Source organism: Bacteroidota bacterium (assembly GCA_016699695.1).
Lineage (GTDB): Bacteria > Bacteroidota > Bacteroidia > Bacteroidales > UBA10428 > UBA10428.
Map to the genome: position 1 here is coordinate 1,880,927 of CP065006.1, position 24,762 is coordinate 1,905,688.

Sequence of the window (24,762 nt, forward strand, 5' to 3'; positions counted from 1 at the left end):
CAGCTATGAAAAAACTTCAGCTTTGTTTTCTTGCTTCGTTTATTACTTTAATCGTGAGCGCACAGCCGAAATATCCAACGGTGATAATGGAAACCACAGCCGGTACCATTAAATTAATTCTTTACGAAGATACTCCATTGCATTCCGATAACTTTGTAAAATTAGTGAATGAAGGATATTATAATGGTCAACTTTTTCATAGAGTTATCAAGAATTTTATGATACAAACCGGCGATGACCAATCGATCAGTGCTGCCCCCGGTAAGGAATTAGGCACAGGAGGAAAAGATTATACCATACCGGCGGAGTTTCGTGATAAGTATTACCACAAAAAGGGAGCATTGGCTGCAGCTCGTCAAGGCGACGCTACGAATCCAAAAAAAGCTTCATCGGGTTCGCAATTTTACATTGTACAAGGTATGGTTTTAGATTCGCTCTACCTCGATGCCTATGTGAAAAAAGGAATGCACAAACCTTTTACAGAAATAGAAAAAGCAGACTATTCAAGCATTGGAGGAACTCCACACCTGGATACACAATATACTGTATTCGGCGAAGTAATTGAAGGCCTGGAAGTGATTGACCAAATTGCAAGTGTAGCAACCGATACACGGAACAGACCACTCGAGGATATTAAAATAATAAAGATGTATACCCTTAAATAAGTAATCGATGAAGGAGAAGATACAAGAAATAAAAAACGAAATAATCCAACAAAACCTTCTTTCTGCAGACCATTTAGAAGATTTCAGACTGAAATTTTTGAGTAAAAAGGGTGCTCTGGGTAACCTGTTCAACGACTTTAAGGATGTACCCGCATCCGATAAAAAAATAATAGGTCAGGAGCTCAATCAACTTAAACAACTTGCACAGGATACTTACAGCCAGGCAAAAGAAACATTATCACTGGCAGACTTAAAAACAGGTTCGCAGGAAGACTTTTCCAAAACTCCTGAGTTCATTAACCTTGGATCTCGACACCCCATTTCATCGGTACGGCGCGAAATTATCGACATATTTACCAAACTAGGTTTCACAGTAGCACAAGGACCAGAAATTGAAGATGACTGGCATGTATTTTCGGGATTAAACTTCCCTGAAGAACATCCGGCCCGTGACATGCAGGATACTTTTTTTATCGAAAAAAATCCGGATATTTTACTCCGCACACATACCTCGTCGGTGCAAGTACGTGTAATGGAAACACAAAAACCTCCGATTCGACAGATTTTTCCCGGCAGAGTTTTCCGAAACGAAGCCATCTCATCCCGCTCGCATTGTATCTTTCATCAGATAGAAGGCCTCTACATCGACACCGATGTTTCCTTTGCTGACCTCAAACAAACTCTTCTTCTTTTTTCAAAAGAATTCTTTGGTTCAGAAACCAAAATAAGGCTCCGACCATCCTTTTTTCCATTTACCGAACCTTCGGCTGAAATGGATGTATCATGCTCCATTTGTCATGGAAAAGGCTGCAATGTTTGCAAGTATACAGGCTTTCTCGAAATTCTTGGTTGCGGCATGGTCGATCCGAATGTGCTGGAAGTATCGAATATTGACAGTACGAAATATACCGGGTTTGCTTTTGGTATGGGCATAGAACGTATTACCATGCTCAAATACCAGATAAAGGACATCCGCTACTTTTTCGAAAACGATGTAAGGTTTCTAAAACAGTTCTCGCATCTATAAAACATTTGGCTAAAAAAGGGTAAGGTTGCGTCCATTAAGGCTTTTACCTAAATGTTTATAAGCCAAATCGGTAACCTCACGGCCACGAGGAGTACGTTTTATAAAGCCTTCCTTAATAAGAAAGGGTTCGTAGACATCTTCGATTGTACCCGGATCTTCACCAATGGCAGTTCCAATGGTATTAAGCCCTACAGGACCTCCACTGAATTTATCGATAATAATATTGAGAATTTTATTATCCATTTCATCAAGACCCAGGTTATCGATGTTCATTGCCTCTAGGGCGTACTGTGCAATATCCCGATCGATAGAGCCATTGCTTTTTACCTGAGCAAAATCGCGGACACGCCGTAGAAGAGCATTAGCAATGCGGGGAGTACCACGCGAACGACGGGCTATCTCCTGAGCGGCTTCTTTCACAATCGGAACATTTAAAATACGGGCCGAACGCAATACAATTCCACTTAGTACTTCCGTATCGTAATATTCCAAATGAAGCTTAATACCAAAACGTGAACGTAGCGGACTGGTTAGTAATCCTGAACGAGTGGTGGCTCCAATAAGTGTAAAATTATTCAGATTAAGTTGAATGCTTCTGGCGTTAGGCCCTTTGTCGATCATGATATCGATCTTAAAATCTTCCATGGCAGAATAAAGAAACTCTTCGACCACAGAACTTAGACGGTGAATTTCGTCGATAAATAGAATGTCTTTTTCTTCAAGGTTAGTAAGAATTCCAGCCAAATCACCAGCCTTTTCCAATACAGGACCGGAAGTTATCTTGATACCCGAACCCAGTTCATTGCAAATAATGTTTGCCAAGGAAGTTTTACCTAATCCAGGAGGACCAGCAAGCAAAACATGATCCAGCGCTTCATCGCGCATTAGGGCAGCTTTTACATAAACCTTTAAATTTTCAGTGATATGGTTCTGACCTTTAAATTCATCAATGCTTTTAGGTCGAATAATGTTATCTCTATCCACATTCTCCTGAAGCTGCTCTTGCCTTATATCAAAATCTTCCATCGCCCTCTTTATTGAATCACTTTCGAACCCTCTACAGGAAAATCAATACGAACACCATTAATGCGATACTCTATATCGTTCTTGTAACTAATCGTTATTTTTAATTCACCTAACTCATTGTACTTTTTCCAATGTCTTTCTCTAATGCCATTGCTATAATATTGTTCCTCTTTTAAGGTACCATCTTCGTAAAAAAACACATGTTTTCCGTTTGCGTTGCCCTGTACAAAATTGCCTTCGAACGAAAGTGCTCCATTGTCGTAATAATGCCTCCATTTACCATCCATTAAACCTGTTACATAATTGCCCTCAGCTCTGTGGTCATTAATAACTAGTTTCCATTTTCCCTCCTTTTCACCATCAAAATAAGTTCCCTCCACAATCAGAGTGCCCAGTGTATCGTATTCGTAATAGAAACCTTCTTCTTTTCCATTGAGGTATTCTTCTTCGCGCCAGATTTTACCGTTTGGGTAATACCATTTCCATAATCCTGAATATTTTCCTTTCGAATAATTTCCGGTTTGCTCCACTTTGCCCGTCTCAGAATAAAAGACCCAGGGACCTTCGCGTTGGTTATCCTTATAAACACCTTTCGCTTTAATAGCTCCACCATTATAATAATCTTCCCAACTGCCATTACGCTGACCCTCTTCATCAATAAAACCTGAGCCAATTAACTCAGAATAATCGTTGTACACCAATGTTTTTATCACAGCTCCACTGCGATCAAATTCCTTATGTATGCCTACAGGCTTATTCTCAATATAAGGACCGGAGCTTTTCAGAATTCCATCTTCATTAAATACTTGCTTTTCTATCGATTCAATAGATCCTTCATTCACGCGTTCGATCAGGTTTCCATCCCGATAAAGCAAGGTTAACACCAACTCACCGTTGCTTGCATACTCTTTGTAATAGCCATCCAACAGTCCATCTTTATAGTAACTCTCATTTCTAACTCTAAAACCTTCGTAAAATTCCTGCCATAATCCTTCTTTGTTGCCCTTTTCATTATAACGATTTAATCTTACCCGTTCTTTAATTACACCCTTTCGATAAGAATAAATGGCCACTATTCTACCATCTTTTTCAAACTCGTATGAAAAACCTTCACGCTTGTTATTGGCATAATTTGCCATTTCCTTCACTAAACCGCTCTCGTAATAATAATAAGCGGTTCCTTCCAGTTGATCGTTTACAAATAGTTCTTTGCTGATATATTTTCCGATAGCTTGTTCTGGCTCCTCGTAATATTTAAAAGTATAACCATTCTTCAAACCATTGAGGTAAGACATTTTCGAAACAGTATCGCCAACCAGATTATAAAAAACCCAAATGCTGTCTAATTGATAATTGGTTCGTCTCCCTTCAGATTTTTTAACCCCGGTTGGGTAATAGCTTATCCAATAACCTTCTGGTTTACCATCCTTTAAAAAGCCTTCGCTCTGAAGACTTCCATTTGGGTAAAAAATCTTGTTATATCCATTCGGATTCAGTTCTGCCTGGCTAAAGCCTTGCACAGCATACACGAAGAAAAGTAAAAGAATAAATCTATACCTCATCAAAGCGAAAGTTTTTCGGATATTTCTAGCATTCGATTAATTGGTTTTACAGCCTGAGTACGAATAGATTCTTCCACTAAAACTTCAGGTAACTCGTATTTCAATGCATGATATATCTTTTCCAGCGTATTCAATTTCATAAAAGTACAATCGTTGCATCCGCAACTTGAATCGATAGGAGGGGCCGCAATAAACTCCTTATCGGGACAAGCCTTTTTCATCTGATGCAAGATACCAGATTCTGTAGCTACAATATAACTTTGTGCACTGTCTTTTTTCACAAAAGATAACAATGCCGCCGTGGAACCAATAAAATCTGAAACAAGCAAGATAGGCTTTTTGCATTCAGGATGCGCAATAATCGTTGCCTGCGGATGATCTTTCTTGATAGCCAAAATGCGCTCAAGCGAAAATTCCTCGTGCACATGACAGGCACCATCCCAAATAAGCATTTCACGACCAGTTTGCGATTTAATGTAACTACCAAGGTTTCTATCGGGTGCAAAAATTATTTTCTCGCCTGCGGGTAAACTATTTACAATGGCCAGCGCATTGGTTGAAGTACACACAATATCGGTAAGAGCCTTAATTGCCGCAGAGGTATTTACATAACTTATTACAGTGTAATCGGGATGTGCCTCTCTGAATTTTTTGAATTCAACCGGATTACAACTATCTGCCAGTGAACAACCAGCTTTTGTGTCGGGGAGAAGCACTTTTTTATCAGGACAAAGGATTTTTGCTGTTTCGGCCATAAAATGGACCCCACAAAGCAGAATAATATCAGCTTTGGTGCGTGCAGCCTGTTGAGCAAGTGCCAGACTATCGCCAACAAAATGTGCTATATCCTGAATATCTCCAGTTTGATAATAATGGGCAAATATTACAGCATTCTTATCTTCGCAAAGTTGCTTGATGGCCTTTGGTAAATGAATACTTTTATCTGCTTTCAAATTCAGATATCCATATTTTTCAATATCAGACTTATTAAACATATAAAATAAAAAAAAGAAATAATTTAAAATTATTTATGATGATGATGATAGGCTGTTAACAGTGTTAATTAAAAAAATGCAATTCACTTGCTTTTTAGTTACCAATAGTGGGTTAACACAACTATCAACAGGTATTAGGGATCAAAAATACTGAAAATCATTTGTTTCTTGCAATAATTAACAGCTTGTTAATATTCTAAAAGTTGAAAAAAATGCAGGATATAAACAGGTCTGATTTGTTAAAAAAGCAGCTAAAAAAAAGCGAAAAACTCACACGTTTTTTGCTTTGAAAAGTGCTTGCCATGCATTATACAATACTCTATCTGAATAAATCAAGTGTTTTCTGTCAAAAATTATCGAACATAATCAACAAATAATTCACACGATGTTTCCATTTAATTGTGAGTAAATTCCCTTCCAATTTTTATAACTTCGCCTTGCATCGATAAGTTACTTCAAACTGTTGAATATGAAAATTGCAATGGCCAGCGATCATGCTGGCTTCGAAATGAAAAGCTACCTGGTTGATTTCCTTCGCGCACAAGGAACAGAAGTAGATGACTTTGGACCAAACTCTGCCGAGAGTGTCGACTATCCCGATTATGCCCATCCACTTGCAAAAGCTGTTGAAGAAGGAAAGTATGAGCTCGCCATTGCTATGTGTGGTAGTGGTAATGGAATTAACATGACTTTGAACAAACACCAGGGCATACGATCGGCTTTATGCTGGACCACAGAAATTGCCAAACTGGCCAGAGAGCACAACGATGCCAATGTGTGTACCCTTCCGGCACGTTTTCTTAGCAAAGAAGAAGCCCAACAAATAGTAAATGTTTTTTTAAATACGGCTTTCGAGGGAGGACGCCACCAGCGACGAATCGATAAAATTTCCTGCAGTTAATTGTTTGGCCGATTTAGAAGCCCGAACAGTGCGTATTTTTTCAAAACCAAAAAGTAAAAGCCCAAACCTGCCAGCATCCCCGCAAAATCTGAAATCAGGTCGGCAAAACTACCATGACGGCCTTCGACCAGGAAGGCTTGTACAAGTTCGGAAAGAATAGCAAACAGTAAACCTGTACCAAGAAACAACCAAAGGGTATATTTTAGGAATGATTTCTGGCGCTCCGTTTCGTAAAAAAACAACAGAGTTAGCATGCCAAACATACCAAAATGTACCACCTTATCGAAATGGGCTACATGTAAAAAACCCGTACGTGGCAGAGTAGTGGATGGACTAAAGAGTAAGTAAGCCATTATAAGTAACCAGCCAATACTGAATTTATAATGACCCAAAACCTTGAACTTCCTCATAAATTTTATCTTCTGGTTGATGCGAGGCAAAAATAGGGATTCTGTTTGGCTTCACGAGGAATTTGGTAATGAATAAATAGAACTTATCCTAAAAATGGACTTGACTAAAATTGAAAGCTTGGCTTAGTTTTATAGATTTGCATTTCCGAATAATAGCATCAGGCTTTTTACGAGAGTTTATTCGAATATTGGCAGTTGGCAGCATCAGCAGTGTGTGGTGAGATGGTATTTTATTCGTGAGTTCACGAAATGAAATTTTATAGTCGAATCCCGAATTAAATAGGGACTGAAAGCGAGTGCGCGGGTAAATACCACGCCTCTTGAGGCGAACAAAGCGCTTGCTGCCAAAGGGATTTCGGTAATCAATACCGGGGATTTTATACGCCGCAGAGATCCGGAAACCCTGTATAATGGTTATTATTTCGACGAGTTGAGAAAAGAAACTATTGCCCGGCTTCAATCGTAAGATTTAGCAGTGTTTTTTATTTTACCGGAACAAATAGTAAAGAAACCGAAGGAATAACAAATACCCCAAACATAACAGACCATTGCATCGACTCTTTAAGAAGTTCAAAATAATAAGGGAAATATATTGGTAGTAGCTGACAAAAAAATCGTGAATGGACATTGAACAAATACAAGCGGCGGCAAGGATTATTCAAAACGGCGGGCTGGTAGCATTTCCCACAGAAACTGTTTACGGTTTAGGTGCCAATGCACTTAATCCGTTAGCGGTAGCTAAAATTTTTGCCTTAAAAGAACGGCCTACATTCGACCCGCTTATTGTGCATATTGCTTCGATCGACGATTTACAAACGCTTACCAACGAGCCTAACGATTTGGTATTGAAATTAGCCAGGAAATTCTGGCCCGGACCTTTAACCATTGTATTGCCTAAAAGCAAGGCAGTTCCCGATATTGTTACTTCGGATTTGCCTACGGTTGGAATCAGAATGCCCGACAACGAAATTGCCTTGAGCCTGATTCGAACTTCGAAATGCCCGATAGCGGCGCCGAGTGCCAATAAATTTGGCAATTTGAGTCCGGTGAGTGCCCACCATGTCAGGAAACAACTGCCCAACGTAGATTTTATTTTAGACGGAGGGAAAGCAAAAATTGGCATTGAATCAACTATCGTATCGATCGAAGGAAACATTTGCACGATGTTGCGCCCGGGGAAAATTACTATCGATGAAATTAAAAAGGCCTTACCCGGTGTATTTGTTTTCGAAACCCATAAATCAGAAAAATTAGTGGCGCCAGGATTGTTAAAAAGCCACTATTCGCCGAATAAACCTTTGTATTTATTCACAAACCAGCCAGCACAGCTTCCCGAAAAATCAGGGCTGGTTTTGCATTGTCTGAAAAACAAAGTGGCACAGAGCCAAAGAGTTATTTATACCTCCGAAAACAACAACCTTCTCGAAATTGCCGCCAATCTTTTCTCTTCGCTTCATACCATGGAAGATGATGAGCAGGTAAAGCAAATTTTTATTGAACCTGTGTTGGAAGAAGGTTTAGGCATTGCCATTATGGATAGAATAAAGAAAGCCGTGTATCAATACGAACAAAGAAAATAGCTCATCCTGTAGATTTGAAAATTACTCTGCCTGACTTTGTTGCGGAGAAAACTAAATCGTTTGATTACATTGACTTTAGCCTTATTTCGTTGTAAATTTATGCTTTGTTAATTCTTACTCTACAGCATTCTATTGCTTTACATCTGGCAGTTTTTGTTTTTCAAAACTGTAGTGTGTCATATTTAAAAATGCATTTCGGCTCTGATTCACCGGAATTATTCCGGTTAAGCTTTTCCCTTTCTGAAAAGTGAGTGCAATTGTTCGATACGACCTTATATAACTCTTAGGAAGGAATTATTCCTCTCACACAGCTTTCAAGCTTATACCTTCTCATTGGAAAATTAAATTGGTAAATGCCTGTTATCCGAATTTAATCCCTACACCAAAATGAAAACATTAGGTCTTGTTTTTGCTTCACTGCTGTTTATTTTATCGAATAATCAACTTATTGGTCAGCCGGTTTGGCATACTCAGGATTGTCCGATTGAAGAAAATCTTGTATCTGTTTCATTTTACGATACCCTGAATGGTTGGGTAGTGAGCGAAAACGGAGTTGTACTTCGTACCCATGATGGGGGTAAGAATTGGGAAATTCAGAATGAATTAGACAACCTGTATGCAACCAAAGTTTTCTTCATCAACGAAAATATTGGTTGGATTTCAGGATACAGCGAGGAAAGGGGGCATGGCAGGCTTTTATTCACCGACGATGAGGGCGAAAACTGGACAAGCCTTGTGGACAGCACCAAGATTCTTTTCAACGATGTTTTTTTCATTGATGAAAACACAGGCTGGGCAGCAGGTTATGACATCGAGGAGGATACCATCAATTACATTATGTTAACCGAAGATGGCGGAAACACCTGGAAGCGGCAAATGGAAAATATGTTTCTGAACGGAGCGATGCTTAACATAAGTTTCCGCGATTCGCTGGATGGAAATATCTGTGGAACGGGAGGTTTTTTTGTAGGTACTTCTGATAAGGGAGAGCATTGGTGGTTGAGCATTTTTCATTGGGAAATTGATCTGAAAGATTTATGTAATGCCGGCGATAAATATGGTTGCATGGTAGGTTCTGGTGGAAAGGTATATTTTACAAAAGATAAATGGTCAAATTCTACAGATTATGACCTTCCTTTTGACGATACTCTCCGGGCAATATCAGGCCTTGAAAATTTAAAATTCTGGGCAGTTGGCGATAATGGATCGATTGTTTACATGGCTTATTCGCCTATAATGTATATGCTTTTTACAACCGATCAAAGTGTCGATACCCTTGGACGCCTGAACGATGTGGTTGCCATAGATGATAACCATGTTTGGGCAGTGGGGGAGATGGGCACAATTTTGCATTTTGGAATTAAAAGCGCTGCTGAACCAATAAGTTTGAAAGATTTGTCCGAATCGGCTTATCGGGTGTTTCCCAACCCAACAGAAAATTTGCTCACCATTGAAAGCGATTACTTTGGCATTGGCGATGCTGTATTGTACAACATGGAAGGAAAACCGGTATATACAGTTAAACTATCATTTCCGGGCTTTATAGACATCAGCCGGCTTAGCAGTGGTATGTATATTTTGGAATTGCGAAATGAGCATGCTATTGTTTACGACTTAATAATGAAAAAGTAGTTTGCAAAATTTTGCAGCTTCATAGCTTTCATGGAGCAGATGTAGCCGTTTTTTCTGATTTCGAACCCGGGGTTATGGTATTAGGAATGTTTCTTTAGCACATCAAATCCAAAGAGTGATATTCACGGTTTTGTCGATCTCAAGATTTTCTTTTCGCCTTATCTCAACTTTAAGAGGCAATAGATAGGTATTCATTTTCGTATCGAACCATAGAGTTGTATCCCACTCGGAAGCATTAATCTTTGCGGTTGATTTTAGTCGTCCCCAACCTTCTTCCTGCCATTTAAGGTTTTCTCTAATCTCTTTGGAAATATCTGATGGAAGTGAAACAAAATACCAGCCACCTTTAGGGGATGAGTATTTCCAAATGGCTGCGGTAAACTGATATACTATTTTTCCGTTCATCTGCTTTGCTTTTTTAAATACCTATCTGAATGGAGGACATTAAAAATAGCCAGTTCTCGTTTTCGCAATTTTGTTGATCATTCCTCTAAAAATAAAACCATGAAAGGGAAGCACCGCATACCAATAAAGCCTGCCCGACATGCCTCGAGGCCTGAAGGTGGCGGTTTGTGTAAGAATCTGCTGTTCATCTATTTTAAATTCTAACCATGCTTCGCCCGGTAATTTCATTTCAGCAAACAAGAGTAGGCGTTTTTCATTTTTATCCGTCAGTAAAACCCTCCAAAAATCGAGCGCATCACCCGGAGCTAATTCCGTGTCGCTCTTTCTGCCTCTTCGCATTCCCACACCCCCGATAAGCTGATCTAAAAATCCCCGGAGTTCCCAAAGCCAATTGCCATAATACCAGCCGTTTTTGCCGCCAATGGACCAGATTTTTTCCAAGGAGGTATTCTCGTGAATCACCTTCATCGAGCGTTTGTCTTTGAAGCAACCATTTACAGGCACTTCAATAAATTTCGAGAGACCTTCGTTGAAAATTTCGCTTGATTGAGCATCTTTCCAGCTTGAAATAACCTGGTTTTGTTCAATTTTGTCGAAGGCCAATTCAATGGCTTGTTCATATTTTATAAGCTTTATTCCGAGCAGCGCAGCCAGATTATTGGGTTTTCCAATCACCTCTATTTTCATGCTGTTTACCAGATTTTGAGCAAGGGCAAAGGAGGTTGCTGTGATAAAGTATAACCAATACGAAGATATCTTTGGAGTCATTACCGGAACAATGAGTATACGCCTTTTTAAGCCCCGTATTTTTGCAAAGCGCAATAGCATTTCTTTGTAACTAAGAATATCAGGCCCGCCAATATCATAGCTCTTATTATAAGTTTCGGAATTGCCGATTACCCCGGTTAAAAACTCAATTACGTTACGAATGGCGATAGGCTGCGATTTCGTTTTGAGCCATCGCGGTGCGATCATGATCGGTAATTTCTCTACCAAATCGCGCACAATTTCGAAGGAAGCACTTCCCGATCCTACAATTATCCCGGCCTTTAAAGTGGTGAGCGCTATAGAAGAAGAGGATAAAATAGTTTCTACATTTTTCCTCGATGACAAATGTTTCGATAACTCCTCCGCATTGCTGATTCCACTGAGGTATATTACCTGTTTAACCTTTGTCTGTTTCAGGCGGTTTTTAAAGTTAGTGGCACAGACCTCCTCCATTCTTTCAAAGTCTCCGGTTTGGGTTGACATGGAGTGAATGAGGTAATAAGCTACATCGATGTCATCGGGAATTTGTGCTAAACTATTTTTTACTAAAAAATCTGCCTCAATGACGGTGAGCTTATTGGATGAATACATTCTGTGGTTAAACCTGTTTTTGTCTCTTACACAACATACTACCTCATGCCCATTCATGAGTAAAACGGGCAATAAACGCTGTGCAATGTATCCGGTTACCCCAGTGAGTAGAATTTTCATGCGGTAAATTTTCCAAATCGTTTTTCAAGGGCAATGGTTCTGTAATCAAAAATCTGGCGAAGCTGATTTTTTATGAATAAGCTGTTAGCCAAAGCACCTAAAAAGCCCCATGGCGGCTGATAACTAACAATGTCGGTCATCAGAACACCCCCTTCAATGGCTTCAATTTTATGCTGATGGTGCCACATCGCATAGGGGCCTATTCTTTGTTCGTCAACAAAATATTCACGTTCTCTCACTTGCTTAATTTCTGTGACCCAGCTTAATTTTATTCCAAGCAAGGGGCTTACCTTGTAGGAAATAATCATGCCCGGATACATTTTTTCTGCGCTGTTACTACTGGTTACTACAAAACCCATATGCTCGGGGGTTATTTCTTTTAAATTGGCCGGAGACGAGATAAAATTCCAGATTTCGCTGATACCTACAGGGATTTTTTGAGTTTTGATTAATTGATAAAATGCCATGGTCAAATAAGTTATGCTTTTTCTTTATAAAACTTACCACCTAGTGCTAAGGCGGCCGAAATAATCATCACATTCTTTATAATGTATTGTCCTTCCAGGGAGGGTGTGAGAATATTTCCGCTCTGAAATGTTACTTCGGGCAAAACTACCAGGGGCATAAAAGTCCCGAACATTTGAAGGAAAAGCAATGCAATGGCAATTTTGGTGGTTCTCGAAAACAGGAATGTAACGCCAATTGCAACCTCCCACCAGCCTATGACGATAAGCCAGAATTCAGGCGTACCAAAAGGCAACCAAACTACTGTGGCTTTGAGCAGGCTTTCGGCCGACGAGACGTCGAAGGGTTTTAATATACCAAACCAGATAAATATAATTCCAAACGAAACACGTATTGCCGGAACACTCCAGCGTCTCATCCATTTGGCAATTTGTTGGTCAATGTTGGAAATCAGCTTATTCATAGTCGGTATTTGTACAGTTAAATTGAATCATTTTCTGCGAAGTGAATGGAATTGCTTTATGCTTTCAAAGTTGAAAATCCCCCATCCACATGCAGTATTTGTCCGGTAATCCAGCTTGCCTTTGAAGAAAGCAAAAATTCAACCATATCGGCAATATCATCAGTAGTTCCTATTCTTTTCAAGGGGTGCCTCTCGGCATTGGCCTGCCTTTTCTGATCGGTGTTTAATAACGAAGCAGCCAGTGGGGAATCCGTCAGGGAAGGGGCTATGCAATTCACCCGAATTTTTGGGGCATACTCTGCTGCCAGTGCTTTTGTTAAACCCTCAATGGCCCCTTTTGATGCAGATACTTGCGAATGAAATGGCAAACCTGTCTGAACGGCAACTGTAGAGAACAAAATGATGGCTGCGTTATCGCTTGTTTTTAATTTTGAGGCTACAGCCTGTATGGTTTTTATGGCCCCAACAACCTGCAGCCTATAGTCGTCTACAAAATCTTCAGGTTTTATTCTTTCAAATGGTCGAAGATTGATGCTTCCGGCACAATAAATAACACCTGCCAGGTTTTCTGGCAAAAAATCAAACGAGATGATTTCGTCCAATACATTCAAAGGAAAAAAGTGGATTTTAGAATTATCTGACTCCGATACCCTTTTGTGGTAGGTACCAAATACCTGATGGCCTGATTCAGCAAATTTATCGGTTAGTTTTTTTCCTATTCCGGAAGATGCACCGGCTGTTAAGTAGTTTGCCATAGGTGAAGTCTGTTGTTATCCATGGAAATAACAATTGGACTTTCATATTGTTGATATTTTTCGCTTGCTATTAGGATTTGGAGGTTTGGTATATTTCCTTACATAGCAGCCCTATTCCTTGAAAACTACCTTATTCGTACCAATACACGACACAACTGCACTCGACTAATTGTTTGTTTGTGCATCCAACACCAGTTGAATAGTTGATACTTTCATTAGGTTGGATATCACCAATATATAGTGTTTCCAATGTATTTTCGCCATTGTCGTATGTATAGAACAAATCTATTTCAGTATCATAAGCAATATGATCTCCTAAATTGCTAATACTATATGAAACAGAATATAAATAATTATGATTGACATATTTAGCCATGTTTCCAGTCCATGTCTCAGGTTTATTAATTTCAAAATAGGGATTGTCGGGTGAATAGCTACCGTTTGGAAGATTCAAAACCTCATTTTTGTATGTTTCTTTAAAATCAATGGAGGTAACTAATTCTGCTGGTGAATACTCATCACAACTTATTATGAGCAATACCAAAATTAGATTAATGGCAATTTTAATTATTTGTTTCATGTTTGTGAATTTGGTTACCTGTTGGGTACAATTAAAATGCCAAATCACAAAGGTTCAATCAGATCTTGTTTAACGGGATTTAAAATTTCACAATTAATACGATATTTTAATCAGATAATAATCACGTAATCTAATGGATATTGTTGTGCTTTGCGGTATTTGGGTAGGGTTGGGCGGGTTGCATCGTTTTGGAAATCGACGTTGGGTTTGTATTCCTGGTATCAAGCCTATTCAGCAAAACTTTCACTAGGATATTTGGCTGAAACCCCCATGGGGTATGACCGTCTGTTGTGCTTAGTACTTATTTTTACTTATATCTTTTTTATAGTTTTTCATCATTTTCCCAAAATCCTTATCTTTTTTTCGTCTTTCAACAACCGATGATTCAAAATGGGCTTTCTCTCTTTCCATTTTTAAGAAATTTTCATACGAGCTGCGGTCTATCTCTCCTTTTTCAACAGCTTCAAGAACTGAACAACCCGTTTCGCTCGTATGTGTACAATCTTTGAATTTACAATTCTTAGAAAATTTGAATACTAAATCGAATGTGCTTTCCAATCCATGAGCTGTATCAACAATACCGACCTCTCTCATTCCGGGATTATCTATCAGTATTCCACTGTTTTTTAAAACGATTAATTCCCTGTGACTCGTGACGTGCCTGCCTTTGTGGGTACTTTGGCTAATTGAATCTGTTCTCATTATTGTCCTTCCGGAGAGATTATTTAACAAAGTAGATTTTCCAACTCCGGAGGAACCTAGCATGCAATAGGTCTTTCCTTTTTCAATTATCGGGTTTAAAGCTTCATACCCATCTCTTGTTTCGTTGCTAATTGCAATGACCGGTATATTTTTTATCCGACGATTTATACTTTCGACAATTGCAATTTTCTCCTGGTCATTTATCAGGTCTGTTTTCGTTAGAATAATAATTGGACTTACTTTAGAGGAATAACAAATAGTCAGGTACCTTTCGAGGCGGTTAATATTAAAATCCCTGTCAACAGCCTGAACTAAAAGAGCATAATCAATATTTGTTGCGATTATTTGCACCTCACCAAATTGACCCACAGCCTGTCTGGAAATTATTGAGAATCGTGGAAGTATGGTGTGAATAATCGAAAATTCAGAATCATAATTTATCAAAGCAACCCAATCACCCACGGCGGGAAAATCTTCGCGACTTTTAGCCGAGAATCGCATATTACCTGTTATTTCGGCTTCAAACTCTCCCTTTTCTGTTTTAACAATGTATCTTTCTTTATGTTCTGCTATCACTCTTCCAATCTCAAAGTCTTTCAGGTTGTTCTCTAACCTTAACTTTTCAATTCTTTCGCTATATCCAAAGTCTTCTAATTTCATTAAGAATCTTATGTGAGCAGCGTTTTTATATAAGCACAACGGTTGCGTGTATGAAACCTTGGGGAGTGCGGGCTTCGTTCTTATCTGCTGACAAAAACGCTGGTACGGGGGCAGACTCTTTGTATAGCCACTTACACCCAGATGTTTTATACACGATGTAGTGTGTTGTAATTATTCATTTTTCTGTCCTTGCTTTTCAAACTTATCAATTATTGTCAAATCAATTACAATACCCAATCCCACTCCAATTATATACATTATTAAATCCCAAGGGTCATAAGTCCTGCCAAGAAATTCAATTTCATATAGTTGTAATAATTCTACTATTGTTCCAAAAGCAACAGTGAATATGGCACCTATGATTCGGGCTTTGTTTACTGATATGTTCTTTCTTAGTGATATTTGTACCAATAAGTATAGATTCATTGGTAGCAGAATGTCAATTAAATAACCACGAATAAAATGCTTGAAAATTCCTTGATAATCTGGGCCGATGACGAAATGTAATAGTCCAACGAATATGGAAATTGAAACAATTAAATAAGTGCTCTTTTTATTCTTCATTCTATCACATTAGTTTACGATTAGTTGCTCTTATTTCAATTTCTTTGAAAGTTACTATTTCTTCTATTATGATACACATTGGTCCCACAAAAGCGAGTCGTGCGTGGTTGGCGAAGTAATCAACTATCAGTTTACAGCTACTTTTGTTTACGAGCCGCAACCGACCGGGAGGGAGCTCAGCGAACCGAACGAAGTGAGTTCACGACCACAGGGAGTAATAAAGCTAAACCTTCATGCTTACTGTTGTATGTTGGCAACTGTGCATTTTCAATCAATTGCCACGCCAAATAATATCGTATTTGTTACCTAACAGATCACTATACCAAATATCTATTTGAAAGAGTGAAGCAATATCAATAGCAGGATTAAAATCAATGACCGAGAAACCGGTTGAAGATGTCAAATTAGAGCTATTAAAAAATTGATGCATACTATTATCGCAAAATTGAACCATTACATCGGTTAAAATACTGGCAGGATTTACTACGGTTCCATTTGGCAGTTTATATTCAAAAGTAAGTGAAGTAAGTTTCCCTTCACTATTCGTATGGAGCGTAGGATTAATGATAACTAAATTAAATTGTACGTCAATATTTGAATAATCTAGTGTATGCCTGTTTGTGCCATCAAGTGTTAAGGTATAAGTACCCATTTTAAACGGAAGAAAAGCTGTACCCCATGGGGCATCCAAAGGAGCATTTGCTTGTCTGTTGAATGAAGATATAAATCCACCGGTATCGGAATTTAAATTGTAGCCCCATGTCGAAATATCGGTATATGGATCATCATCTGGTCCGGACAATGCTATGTTACCATTGGAAAATGTCAGGCCTGAACCGCCTTCAATTGCAACCGAATAGTTAATATAGGCATGCGAACTGTCAGAAGGTATGGGGTTAGATTCGTTAAGTCCCCATTTTCCGCTGTATCTGGCAAATATACTATATACAACCAGTTGTTTATTTGATAAAACATCAGGGATACTATCGTTGTCTGTATCTATATTTTTTGCAATAGAGGCATAATAGCCACCTATAGCTTTTAAGCTGCTAATTTCTGCTGAAGATATTACAATTTCATTTCCAAACGGATCGTGCGAAGGAATAACACTATTGTCCACCAAAGTAAGTGTGGATAAATTGATAGAGGTATTTTCTCCATCAGTAAGACTTCCAAGGGGAAGCATATTCAATCCTTGAGAAGTTAAGTTACCAATGTATTTATAATTTTTATCCAGGAATATTAAAGCAATCCCTGTACCGAGTTCTCCGGTGACCGAAAACGCACCATCCACAATATCATATAGCTGATAATAATTATTGCTAAAAACCAGCACCTTTGTTGCATCGGATAGAGATAATGGGTTCTCCGAAATTACTTTGGTACTCTTGGTTTGAGCTTCCGGAATATTTCCTTTGATTATTATACCAGAATTATTGTCAAAATCATCGCCTTTACTGCAACTTCCAATAACAATTAGAATTGCAAAAAATAAAATCGGATTTTTCATATCTAGTTTTTCTTTATAATACTCTAATTTTTGAGAATAGTTGTAAAGGATTGCAGTAATTTCAGAATTATTTACAGCATGCTCGGTGACATTGGCTACAACGCCCCCATGGTATGGTTACGTGCGGGATTTCGAGGCGATTTTCTATCAGTTTACACCGAACTTTTTTACGAGCCACTAGCACTCGAAAACCGCTGAAACCCGCATGCTCTCTATTGTGTGTTGGGCACTGGCGTAGTTAATACTATTTAAGTTTTTCTAGCAATTCATAAGCGAAATCTACACAATAAATTTGATTTTCTTTAATTTCTATATTTTCCTCATTTTGATTATCTAAACTTTCTGAATCCCCAGTTTGTATTTGATTTTCTAACTCTGAATCAGAACCACTTATTTTATATGGTTGATTATTTAGATAATAAATATATTCTTCCCGTTCATGATATTCATATTCTCTACCTTCAAATTCGCTCCAATGTCCTTTTAAAGCTTTGTTGAAATAGTCTGAATAAATTAAAGTATCATTTCTGAAATAAAATTCGTATTTAAAAGCTCTAAATTCACCTGAGCCAATTCCTTCAATTTTAAGAATTTCCCCATTAAACGTAAAAATTTTATAGTTATGATATTCGTCGTCTAGTTGTTCTGAATATTCTGAAACTGAATCCCATTTTGTTTTAGAAATGTAATCATCTATTCCAACAATAAATTCATCATCTTGGCTATAAATATTAAACCCAAAAAAAATAAAAAAGCAAATAAATATTGATTTCATAATATTTTGTAAAAGTGATTTTTTAGCTTGTGTCCAACTCAAAAATATTAGCAACTTATTAAAAAAACCTAACAAAAGAAAATGTAATCTATACGAATAAGGCTGTGTGCTTAATAGCGCAGCGGTTGGGGTAACACACAAAATCATTGACACAAAGCAGAAAACCATTCTTTTGTATCATCTTATCGGGAAGGAGGGTTGCCCACTTATGTTGAAATGATTTTTGCCTTTGCATGCCTACAATTTGTGCCTTTAAGCTAACTTTATGCTACAAGTTGGTAAATGGCTGATTTCGAAAAGCATGAAACATCCCTGATTCAGATTCAAAGAAGGACTCGGATGATCTGTATGCTCAGAGAAAATAATAAAAATCTGTTTTTGCGTGAAAAGGTTTTATCTGAAAATATTACTTCCTACCATTCTCACAATTTTATTGTTTATTCTTACTATTTTCTTAATCATTATCCCCCGGTTCCAGCAGAATATCATGAACGGAAAACGGGAAATGATACAGGAGCTTACCAACTCGGCCTTGAGCATATTGTTGGAGTATGAAACCGACGAGAGAAATGGACTGCTTACCCGCGAAGAGGCCCAAAAGTACGCCATATCGCGAATTCAGTATTTACGCTATGGCGATGAAAGCAAAGATTATTTTTGGATAACCGATACTTTTCCGAATATGATTATGCATCCGTTCAGGGCCGACCTGAATGGGAAAGATTTATCGGATTTCACCGATCCGCATGGAAAAAGGCTTTTTGTAGAATGCGTTGAAACGGTAAAAAAATCGGAGCATGGCTATGTCAATTACATGTGGCAATGGAAAGACGACTCCCTTCACATTGTTCCGAAATTGTCGTATGTAAAAATCTTTAAACCCTGGAATTGGGTTATAGGAACAGGTATTTACATCGAAGATGTGAAGAAAGAAATTTCGGCTCTATCCAGAAGAATGCTTTGGATTTCGATTGGCATATCCATTTTAACCGCTCTTCTGCTATTTTATATTATCAAACAAAGTTTGCACATAGAACGCAAAAGAATTGAAGCGGAAAAGGATTTAAACGAATCGAAAGAAAAATACAAAACTCTTGTGGAGGCAGCCACCGAAGGTTTGTTGATGCTTATCGATGGTAAAATTACTTTTGTTAACAGGGTGCTCAATAAGTTAATTGGTTACGAGTCTGCCGAACTCATTCACCGTTCGCTCGATGAAATAGTCAGCGAGAACAACAACAAAGATATTATCGATATTTTTTTAAAGAATGCTGTTATTAAAGAAGGTCAGTTCGAGCTTAACCTGAAAAAGAAAAATGGTGGATTTGTAGAGGTTCTTGTTACCGCATCAACCGCTAAGTTTTTTGGTAACATGGTGAATATTTTTATTGTGAAAGACCTGAGTATCGACCGGAGTCAATCCTTTTCCAATCTCGACTATCAAAAACTGATTGGTACTCTGAACCTGGGCTTTTTTAAAGTAAGAATCGATACAAAGGGCAAAATTTTACTGGCCAACGAAACAGCTATTCGAATTCTTGGATTTGAAAGCTTTGACGAGCTTTCTGAAGTGAATATTTTAAAGCTGTTTACAGATTCTGAGGAAAGAAAGAACCTCAGAAAAACACTTTTATCGCAAGGCTATATAAAAAACAGGATTTTAACAATTAATCCCAAAAGCAATAAGAATTCGATAGTTGCCATGTCCCTGGTTGTAATTGAAAGTGAAGACCCTGAACATTTAGTTTGCGATGGGATAATCGAAGACATCACGGTACAGGAAAAAGAGAAAACGCATTACAATAACCTGATTGCCGATTTAAAATCAAATAGTTTTCTGTTGGAACAAGCTATTCAGAAATATATTATCCCCTTTAATACAGTCGATGCAGATGCAACAATTGATGAAGCAGTAAAAATATTATCGAAACAAAAGACCGATTGTTTATTGGTTACCAAAAATGAAAAGGACTACATAGGTATCATTTCAAACAGCGACATTCAAAAGCGGGTACTATCCTTAAAACTGAACCTGGACAACCCGGTCTATTTAATCATGAGTTCTCCTATTGTCTATGTAGGTTGCCATACTTCTGTTATCGATGCCATTCGCATCAGCGAGGAGAAAAACATTAACCACCTGGCTGTGCTTGATGAAACGAATACAATATCAGGCATATTTAGTACAAAAGAAATTTATAAGCATTTCTCCAGTTCACTCTCCCTCTACATCGATAAGGCCGGCAAGGCCGAAACTAACGATGAACTAAAGCAATGCTATAAGGCGCATCAACTGTTTATTAAACCTCTGATCAGAAGCGACATATTTATTAAACATATCACCAACCTTACTTCTGCTTTTTCCGATTCGGTTATAAAAAGAATTATTGATTTATCGATAAGTAAATTGGGCGAACCACCTGCAGATTTTTCTTTTATATGCCTGGGAAGCGAGGGGAGAAGAGAAGAAAGTTTGTATACCGACCAGGACAATGCCATTATTTACGAAGATGTGCAGGCTGACAAAGAAGCATTGGTGAGCGAATATTTCAACCAGCTGGGGGAAATGGTGTGCAACTCCTTAAACCACGTAGGCTATTCTTTTTGCAAGGGCAATGTAATGGCAAAAAATCCGCAGTGGAACAAACCAATCAGCACCTGGGAAAAATATTTCACAAACTGGATTATCACTCCCGAACCACAAAATCTCCTGGATGCCATAATTTTCTTCGACTTCAGAAATGTATATGGCAGCGAAGAGTTTGCAGAACGATTAAGGAAAATGATTTATGCCTTGATTTCGAAGCAATCGGTTTTCTTGTACCATCTGGCTTATCACAGTTTTAACACCAAAACTCAAAGCATTTCTGCCGGAAACATTCTGTCGGATGGTAATGCCGAAATGCTTGATTTAAAAGCGAGTATTAATCACTTAATCATGTTTGCCCGTACCTATGCGCTTCAAAACAATATTTGGGCAACCAACACTATCGAAAGGTTAGAGGCATTAAAAACGAAACATATTCTTGAAAAAAAGACTGTCGATGAAATTATTTTCGTGTACAACTATTTAATGAAACTTCGTTTCAAAAACCAGATTAATTTATTGGACAAAAACCTACCCTTAACCAATTTATTGAACACAAAAAGCCTAATTGATATCGAAGTTTCTATTCTAAAAAAAGTGCTGTCGCAACTACCAGCCTATCAGAACAAACTCAGTATTGATTTTCGAATAAGCACTTAAATGGTTTAAAACGGTGTAAATTACTAAATTGTGTATTGATAAGATTGTTAAAATAACCCACCCCTGACCCCTCCAAAGGAGGGGAATTGTTCATTCGGTAATACTTTCACCAAAATTCAACTCTGAATTCGCTTATTTTATTCAAATTGAAAAATAGGCATTCCGCTTAAAACTTTTATGCTCGTTGTTCTGCACATATCCCAACTGATTGGTGAGTAGAATGGTATTTCCAACAAGCAGCGGCTTTTGATTAAAATGGCTGTGGCCGTAAATCCAGAAATTGACATTACTGGACTCAATAAAATCGGTTAAATCGACACAAAATGCTTCGTTGATCGAACTGTTTTTATGCTCCGAAGAGTTGCACAAATTCGAGGGTAAATGATGGCTGACTACTACCGTTTTTTTATGCATTTCTTTGGAAGATTGCCGTATAAACTCAAAACATTCGTGATGAAGCTGGTTGTATTCTTTCGTTTTGATTTTTTTATTTTTATGCGAAATGCTGGAAAAATCTGCAACACCCAGTTCTATGTTTCTTTCATTTTCAGGGCTGATTTTTGTCCATAATGTGCTAAAAACGAATCGGATATTATCGTAAACCACAGCCACATTGTTTACAATATGGATATTCTCTCTAATTCGAATAGTATAGGAATTGCTGAATTCGGTAATATCCTTGTAATAAAATTCGTGATTGCCCGGTACCCAAAATACTTGTTTATAATTTTCGGCTATAAAACTAAAAAATGAGTCGTTAAAAAATTCATCGTGCAGTGGAATAATATCTCCGGCCAGCAGTAAAATATCACCACTGACTTTTAGGGGGTTTTTAGAAAGATAACTGCTGTTTGCACCAAATTCAAGGTGCAAATCCGAACAATACTGTATTTTCATGAATTATTTCTTGTAGATGACACACCCATGTTTAGCAAACACAAAGTGAATAAAATCAATAACATGGGTGTTCCATCAGACCATTAAAACTAATTTTATTCTGATGAAATCTCATAAATTGCATAAATTGGTTTTAAATAATTGAAAATGACAATTAAAACTATATAATAAAGATTTGCTCATACGCTTTAAATGATAACTTTAGCAGCAAAATTTATTTTAATTTAAAATTAAAAACAAAAATATATGTTACATGAACCCGTAGTAGAAATTGGAACCGACAAGGCTGCAGCAAGAAAAGCAAAGCTAGGCGTGAAAATGTTTATTGCTTATACAATTATTTATGCTGGTTTTGTGCTGATAGGCTTAACTAAACCCGAATTAATGGGCCTGAAAGTATTAAGCGGACAAAACCTGGCCATTGTATATGGCTTTGGATTGATATTGCTTGCAATAGTTATGGGCTTTATCTATAATTATTTCTGCACAAGGTTGGAAAATAAATTAAACAAAAACTAATACTAAAGTAAGAAGATATGATTTACGAAGTTTCAAATTTGGCGATAGCAATTTTTCTATTTATTGTTGGTTTAGTATTAGGCCTCTCCTTTTACTTTGCAAGAAAAACTAAGTCGGCTTCAAGCTATTATGCAGCCGGCGGAAATATTCACTGGGCGGTAAACGGTATCGCCTTTGCCGGTGATTATTTATCAGCCGCCTCCTTTTTAGGAATATGCGGAATGATTGCATTTTCGGGTTATGATGGATTCTTATACTCCATCGGATACCTTGCAGGCTGGGTAGTAGCTTTATTTTTAGTGGCCGAACCACTTAAAAAATTAGGCAAGTACACTTTTACCGATGCCCTTGATTCAAGGTTTAATTCGAAACACATCAAATTAGCGGCCTCAATAAGTACGCTTATTGTTTCAATTTTCTACCTGATACCACAAATGGTTGGAGCCGGCGATCTGGTTGTTCCTCTGCTCGGATTGCCTCACTGGATGGGAGTGGTAATTGTTGGTTCTATTGTAATCTACATTGTAGCCACAGCAGGTATGACCTCAACCACTTATGTGCAATTTGTGAAAGGTGCCTTGCTGGTTATTTTCTCTACAATCCTTACAGTCTATATTTTAAACAATGGATTGACCTTAAATCCGAATGAGAACTACCACAAATTTGTCCAAATCAATGCAGCGGTTGCAAACGATACCATTGTGAGTGTATCAGATTCAACCTATGCGATTAAAACCACCAAAGTGGTAGACAAAAATGTCTTTGTGAAAGTTGAGAAAGATGGAATCGATGGCTGGTATAAACTCAACAAAACAGAGGATAAGGCAGTTCTCGACGAAATGCCTTATATCACAGTAAACCCTGTTGGCGAAAAGCTATACAATGGCGCGCCAAAATCTGAGAAGAAATTTTATCAGGTCGGACACCTCAGCAAAATTATTGTGGATGGTAAAGAAGTCGACAAAACGGGCCCTGTTGGACCATTTGAATTTTTAGAAACCATTGAAAGCAGCGAAGTTGTGCGCTTTACAAAAAAGGCTTTTTCCGACGGAGATGACAAAGTAACTGTGTGGTACCAAAATGTTACCAAAGGTGAAAATGTGATGAAACCAGGCCTTTTATACAAGTTATCGAAATCGGCCGGAGCATCCTTCTGGGATAGATTAAACTTCTTGTCGTTGATGTTGGCCTTATTCCTGGGCACATCGGCATTGCCGCACATTTTAATCAGATACTACACAGTACCCAGCCAACGGGCCGCAAGAAAATCTACCATTGTGGCTATTTCAGCTATCGGATTTTTCTATGTTCTAACTCTATACATGGGGCTTGGTTCCATGATTAGCGGTGCCTTGGATGTAGAGAGCAGCAACATGTCGGCACCTCTATTGGCAAAAACATTTGGGATAGGAATCTTTTCCATCATATCTGCCATTGCCTTTGCCACTGTGCTTGGAACAGTTAGTGGGCTTATTGTAGCCTCGTCGGGTGCTATTGCGCACGATTTTATCGATAAGTACCTGCAAGTTGAAATGTCTGACAAAGCTAAAGTGAAGGCCGGAAAACTTGCTGCTATTGGCGTTGGTATTTTTGCCATCATCCTGGGAATCCTGTTTAAAGGAATGAACGTGTCCTTCCTGGTGGGGCTGGCATTTGCTGTGGCAGCATCTGCTAACCTTCCGGCAATTCTATTCCTTTTATTCTGGAAAAAGACTACCGCCAAAGGTATTGCATGGTCAATTATTGTAGGTATTGTTTCTTCAATAGGCATCATTTTATTTTCGCCCACCATGTACGATAAGTATGGCCTTGTACCTGCAGATGCTCCAATTCCGCTCGACAACCCCGGCATTATCTCCATACCATTGGCCGTAATTACTTTGGTGACAATTTCACTTATGACCCAGAAAGACAATTCAACAAAAGATTTTAGTAAATAATAT

The 24,762-nt window shown here is 38.2% G+C and carries 24 protein-coding genes; 9 read left to right on the plus strand and 15 right to left on the minus strand.

The annotated features are described in order from the left end of the window. Positions 1-5 precede the first annotated feature (5 nt). Both IPM71_07990 and pheS read left to right on the plus strand, forming a co-directional pair. Complete coding sequence (locus IPM71_07990; GenBank protein ID QQS52663.1) at positions 6-665, plus strand: peptidylprolyl isomerase; 660 nt, start codon at positions 6-8, stop codon at positions 663-665. Between the two features lie 7 nt (positions 666-672). Then, positions 673-1,692 carry a phenylalanine--tRNA ligase subunit alpha gene (gene pheS / locus IPM71_07995; protein ID QQS52664.1) on the plus strand — a complete coding sequence of 340 codons (1,020 nt, stop codon included), beginning with the start codon at positions 673-675 and terminating at the stop codon, positions 1,690-1,692. A gap of 9 nt (positions 1,693-1,701) precedes the next feature. On the opposite strand, the gene ruvB is transcribed toward pheS, so the two are convergent. Genes ruvB through nadA form a run of 3 tightly spaced genes read right to left on the minus strand, consistent with a single transcriptional unit; the run spans position 1,702 to position 5,275 of the window. Further along, positions 1,702-2,718, minus strand: a complete 1,017-nt coding sequence (gene ruvB / locus IPM71_08000; GenBank protein QQS52665.1) for a Holliday junction branch migration DNA helicase RuvB — start codon at positions 2,716-2,718, stop codon at positions 1,702-1,704. Positions 2,719-2,726: 8 nt separating this feature from the next. Beyond that, positions 2,727-4,280 carry a hypothetical protein gene (locus IPM71_08005; protein QQS52666.1) on the minus strand — a complete coding sequence of 518 codons (1,554 nt, stop codon included), beginning with the start codon at positions 4,278-4,280 and terminating at the stop codon, positions 2,727-2,729. After that, positions 4,280-5,275 carry a quinolinate synthase NadA gene (nadA, locus tag IPM71_08010; GenBank protein ID QQS52667.1) on the minus strand — a complete coding sequence of 332 codons (996 nt, stop codon included), beginning with the start codon at positions 5,273-5,275 and terminating at the stop codon, positions 4,280-4,282. Before nadA ends, IPM71_08005 begins: the two co-directional genes overlap by 1 nt. Positions 5,276-5,744: 469 nt before the next feature. On the opposite strand from nadA, the gene rpiB reads away from it, so the two are divergent. After that, entirely contained in the window at positions 5,745-6,176 is a 432-nt protein-coding gene (gene rpiB, locus IPM71_08015; GenBank protein QQS52668.1) for a ribose 5-phosphate isomerase B, read from the plus strand. Here the strand turns inward: rpiB and IPM71_08020 are convergent. Then, complete coding sequence (locus IPM71_08020) at positions 6,173-6,586, minus strand: VanZ family protein (protein QQS52669.1); 414 nt, start codon at positions 6,584-6,586, stop codon at positions 6,173-6,175. The two genes, rpiB and IPM71_08020, sit on opposite strands and share 4 nt — an antisense overlap. A 620-nt stretch (positions 6,587-7,206) precedes the next feature. Here IPM71_08020 and IPM71_08025 point away from each other — a divergent pair. Then, a complete protein-coding gene (locus IPM71_08025; GenBank protein QQS52670.1) occupies positions 7,207-8,166 on the plus strand; it encodes a threonylcarbamoyl-AMP synthase in 960 nt (319 codons plus the stop codon). Between the two features lie 387 nt (positions 8,167-8,553). After that, positions 8,554-9,798 (plus strand): T9SS type A sorting domain-containing protein, encoded by a 1,245-nt coding sequence (locus IPM71_08030; GenBank protein QQS52671.1) that lies wholly within the window; start codon positions 8,554-8,556, stop codon positions 9,796-9,798. A gap of 102 nt (positions 9,799-9,900) precedes the next feature. Here the strand turns inward: IPM71_08030 and IPM71_08035 are convergent, their stop codons facing one another. The 9 genes from IPM71_08035 to IPM71_08075 all read right to left on the minus strand — a co-directional run bounded on the left by IPM71_08035 (position 9,901) and on the right by IPM71_08075 (position 17,381). Beyond that, entirely contained in the window at positions 9,901-10,191 is a 291-nt protein-coding gene (locus IPM71_08035) for a DUF1905 domain-containing protein (protein QQS52797.1), read from the minus strand. Between the two features lie 51 nt (positions 10,192-10,242). Then, positions 10,243-11,682, minus strand: a complete 1,440-nt coding sequence (locus IPM71_08040) for an SDR family oxidoreductase (GenBank protein ID QQS52672.1) — start codon at positions 11,680-11,682, stop codon at positions 10,243-10,245. Then, on the minus strand, positions 11,679-12,149 hold the full coding sequence (locus tag IPM71_08045; protein ID QQS52673.1) for an SRPBCC family protein: 471 nt from the start codon (positions 12,147-12,149) through the stop codon (positions 11,679-11,681). The genes IPM71_08040 and IPM71_08045 overlap by 4 nt, the downstream gene beginning before the upstream one ends. Positions 12,150-12,160: 11 nt before the next feature. Then, positions 12,161-12,565 carry a DoxX family membrane protein gene (locus IPM71_08050; protein ID QQS52798.1) on the minus strand — a complete coding sequence of 135 codons (405 nt, stop codon included), beginning with the start codon at positions 12,563-12,565 and terminating at the stop codon, positions 12,161-12,163. A 101-nt stretch (positions 12,566-12,666) separates the two neighbouring features. Then, positions 12,667-13,365, minus strand: coding sequence for an SDR family oxidoreductase (locus tag IPM71_08055; GenBank protein ID QQS52674.1), 699 nt, complete (start codon positions 13,363-13,365; stop codon positions 12,667-12,669). 130 nt (positions 13,366-13,495) lie between these two features. Beyond that, complete coding sequence (locus tag IPM71_08060) at positions 13,496-13,945, minus strand: hypothetical protein (GenBank protein QQS52675.1); 450 nt, start codon at positions 13,943-13,945, stop codon at positions 13,496-13,498. 294 nt (positions 13,946-14,239) lie between these two features. Continuing rightward, complete coding sequence (gene rsgA / locus IPM71_08065; protein ID QQS52676.1) at positions 14,240-15,307, minus strand: ribosome small subunit-dependent GTPase A; 1,068 nt, start codon at positions 15,305-15,307, stop codon at positions 14,240-14,242. Positions 15,308-15,478: 171 nt separating this feature from the next. Beyond that, a complete protein-coding gene (locus tag IPM71_08070) occupies positions 15,479-15,871 on the minus strand; it encodes a DUF2809 domain-containing protein (GenBank protein ID QQS52677.1) in 393 nt (130 codons plus the stop codon). A gap of 271 nt (positions 15,872-16,142) precedes the next feature. Next, positions 16,143-17,381: a hypothetical protein gene (locus IPM71_08075; GenBank protein ID QQS52678.1), complete on the minus strand. Its 1,239-nt coding sequence runs from the start codon at positions 17,379-17,381 to the stop codon at positions 16,143-16,145. A 30-nt stretch (positions 17,382-17,411) separates the two neighbouring features. On the opposite strand from IPM71_08075, the gene IPM71_08080 reads away from it, so the two are divergent. Further along, complete coding sequence (locus IPM71_08080; GenBank protein ID QQS52679.1) at positions 17,412-17,579, plus strand: hypothetical protein; 168 nt, start codon at positions 17,412-17,414, stop codon at positions 17,577-17,579. 46 nt (positions 17,580-17,625) lie between these two features. Here the strand turns inward: IPM71_08080 and IPM71_08085 are convergent, their stop codons facing one another. Beyond that, entirely contained in the window at positions 17,626-18,156 is a 531-nt protein-coding gene (locus tag IPM71_08085) for a hypothetical protein (GenBank protein QQS52680.1), read from the minus strand. Between the two features lie 382 nt (positions 18,157-18,538). Between IPM71_08085 and IPM71_08090 the strand changes: the two genes are divergently transcribed. Beyond that, positions 18,539-21,403: a cache domain-containing protein gene (locus IPM71_08090; protein ID QQS52681.1), complete on the plus strand. Its 2,865-nt coding sequence runs from the start codon at positions 18,539-18,541 to the stop codon at positions 21,401-21,403. A 141-nt stretch (positions 21,404-21,544) separates the two neighbouring features. Here the strand turns inward: IPM71_08090 and IPM71_08095 are convergent, their stop codons facing one another. After that, positions 21,545-22,300: a metallophosphoesterase gene (locus IPM71_08095; GenBank protein ID QQS52682.1), complete on the minus strand. Its 756-nt coding sequence runs from the start codon at positions 22,298-22,300 to the stop codon at positions 21,545-21,547. Positions 22,301-22,546: 246 nt separating this feature from the next. On the opposite strand from IPM71_08095, the gene IPM71_08100 reads away from it, so the two are divergent. Further along, positions 22,547-22,819, plus strand: coding sequence for a DUF485 domain-containing protein (locus IPM71_08100; GenBank protein QQS52683.1), 273 nt, complete (start codon positions 22,547-22,549; stop codon positions 22,817-22,819). 17 nt (positions 22,820-22,836) lie between these two features. Next, a complete protein-coding gene (locus IPM71_08105; GenBank protein ID QQS52684.1) occupies positions 22,837-24,759 on the plus strand; it encodes a cation acetate symporter in 1,923 nt (640 codons plus the stop codon). The last annotated feature ends 3 nt before the right edge of the window (positions 24,760-24,762 follow it).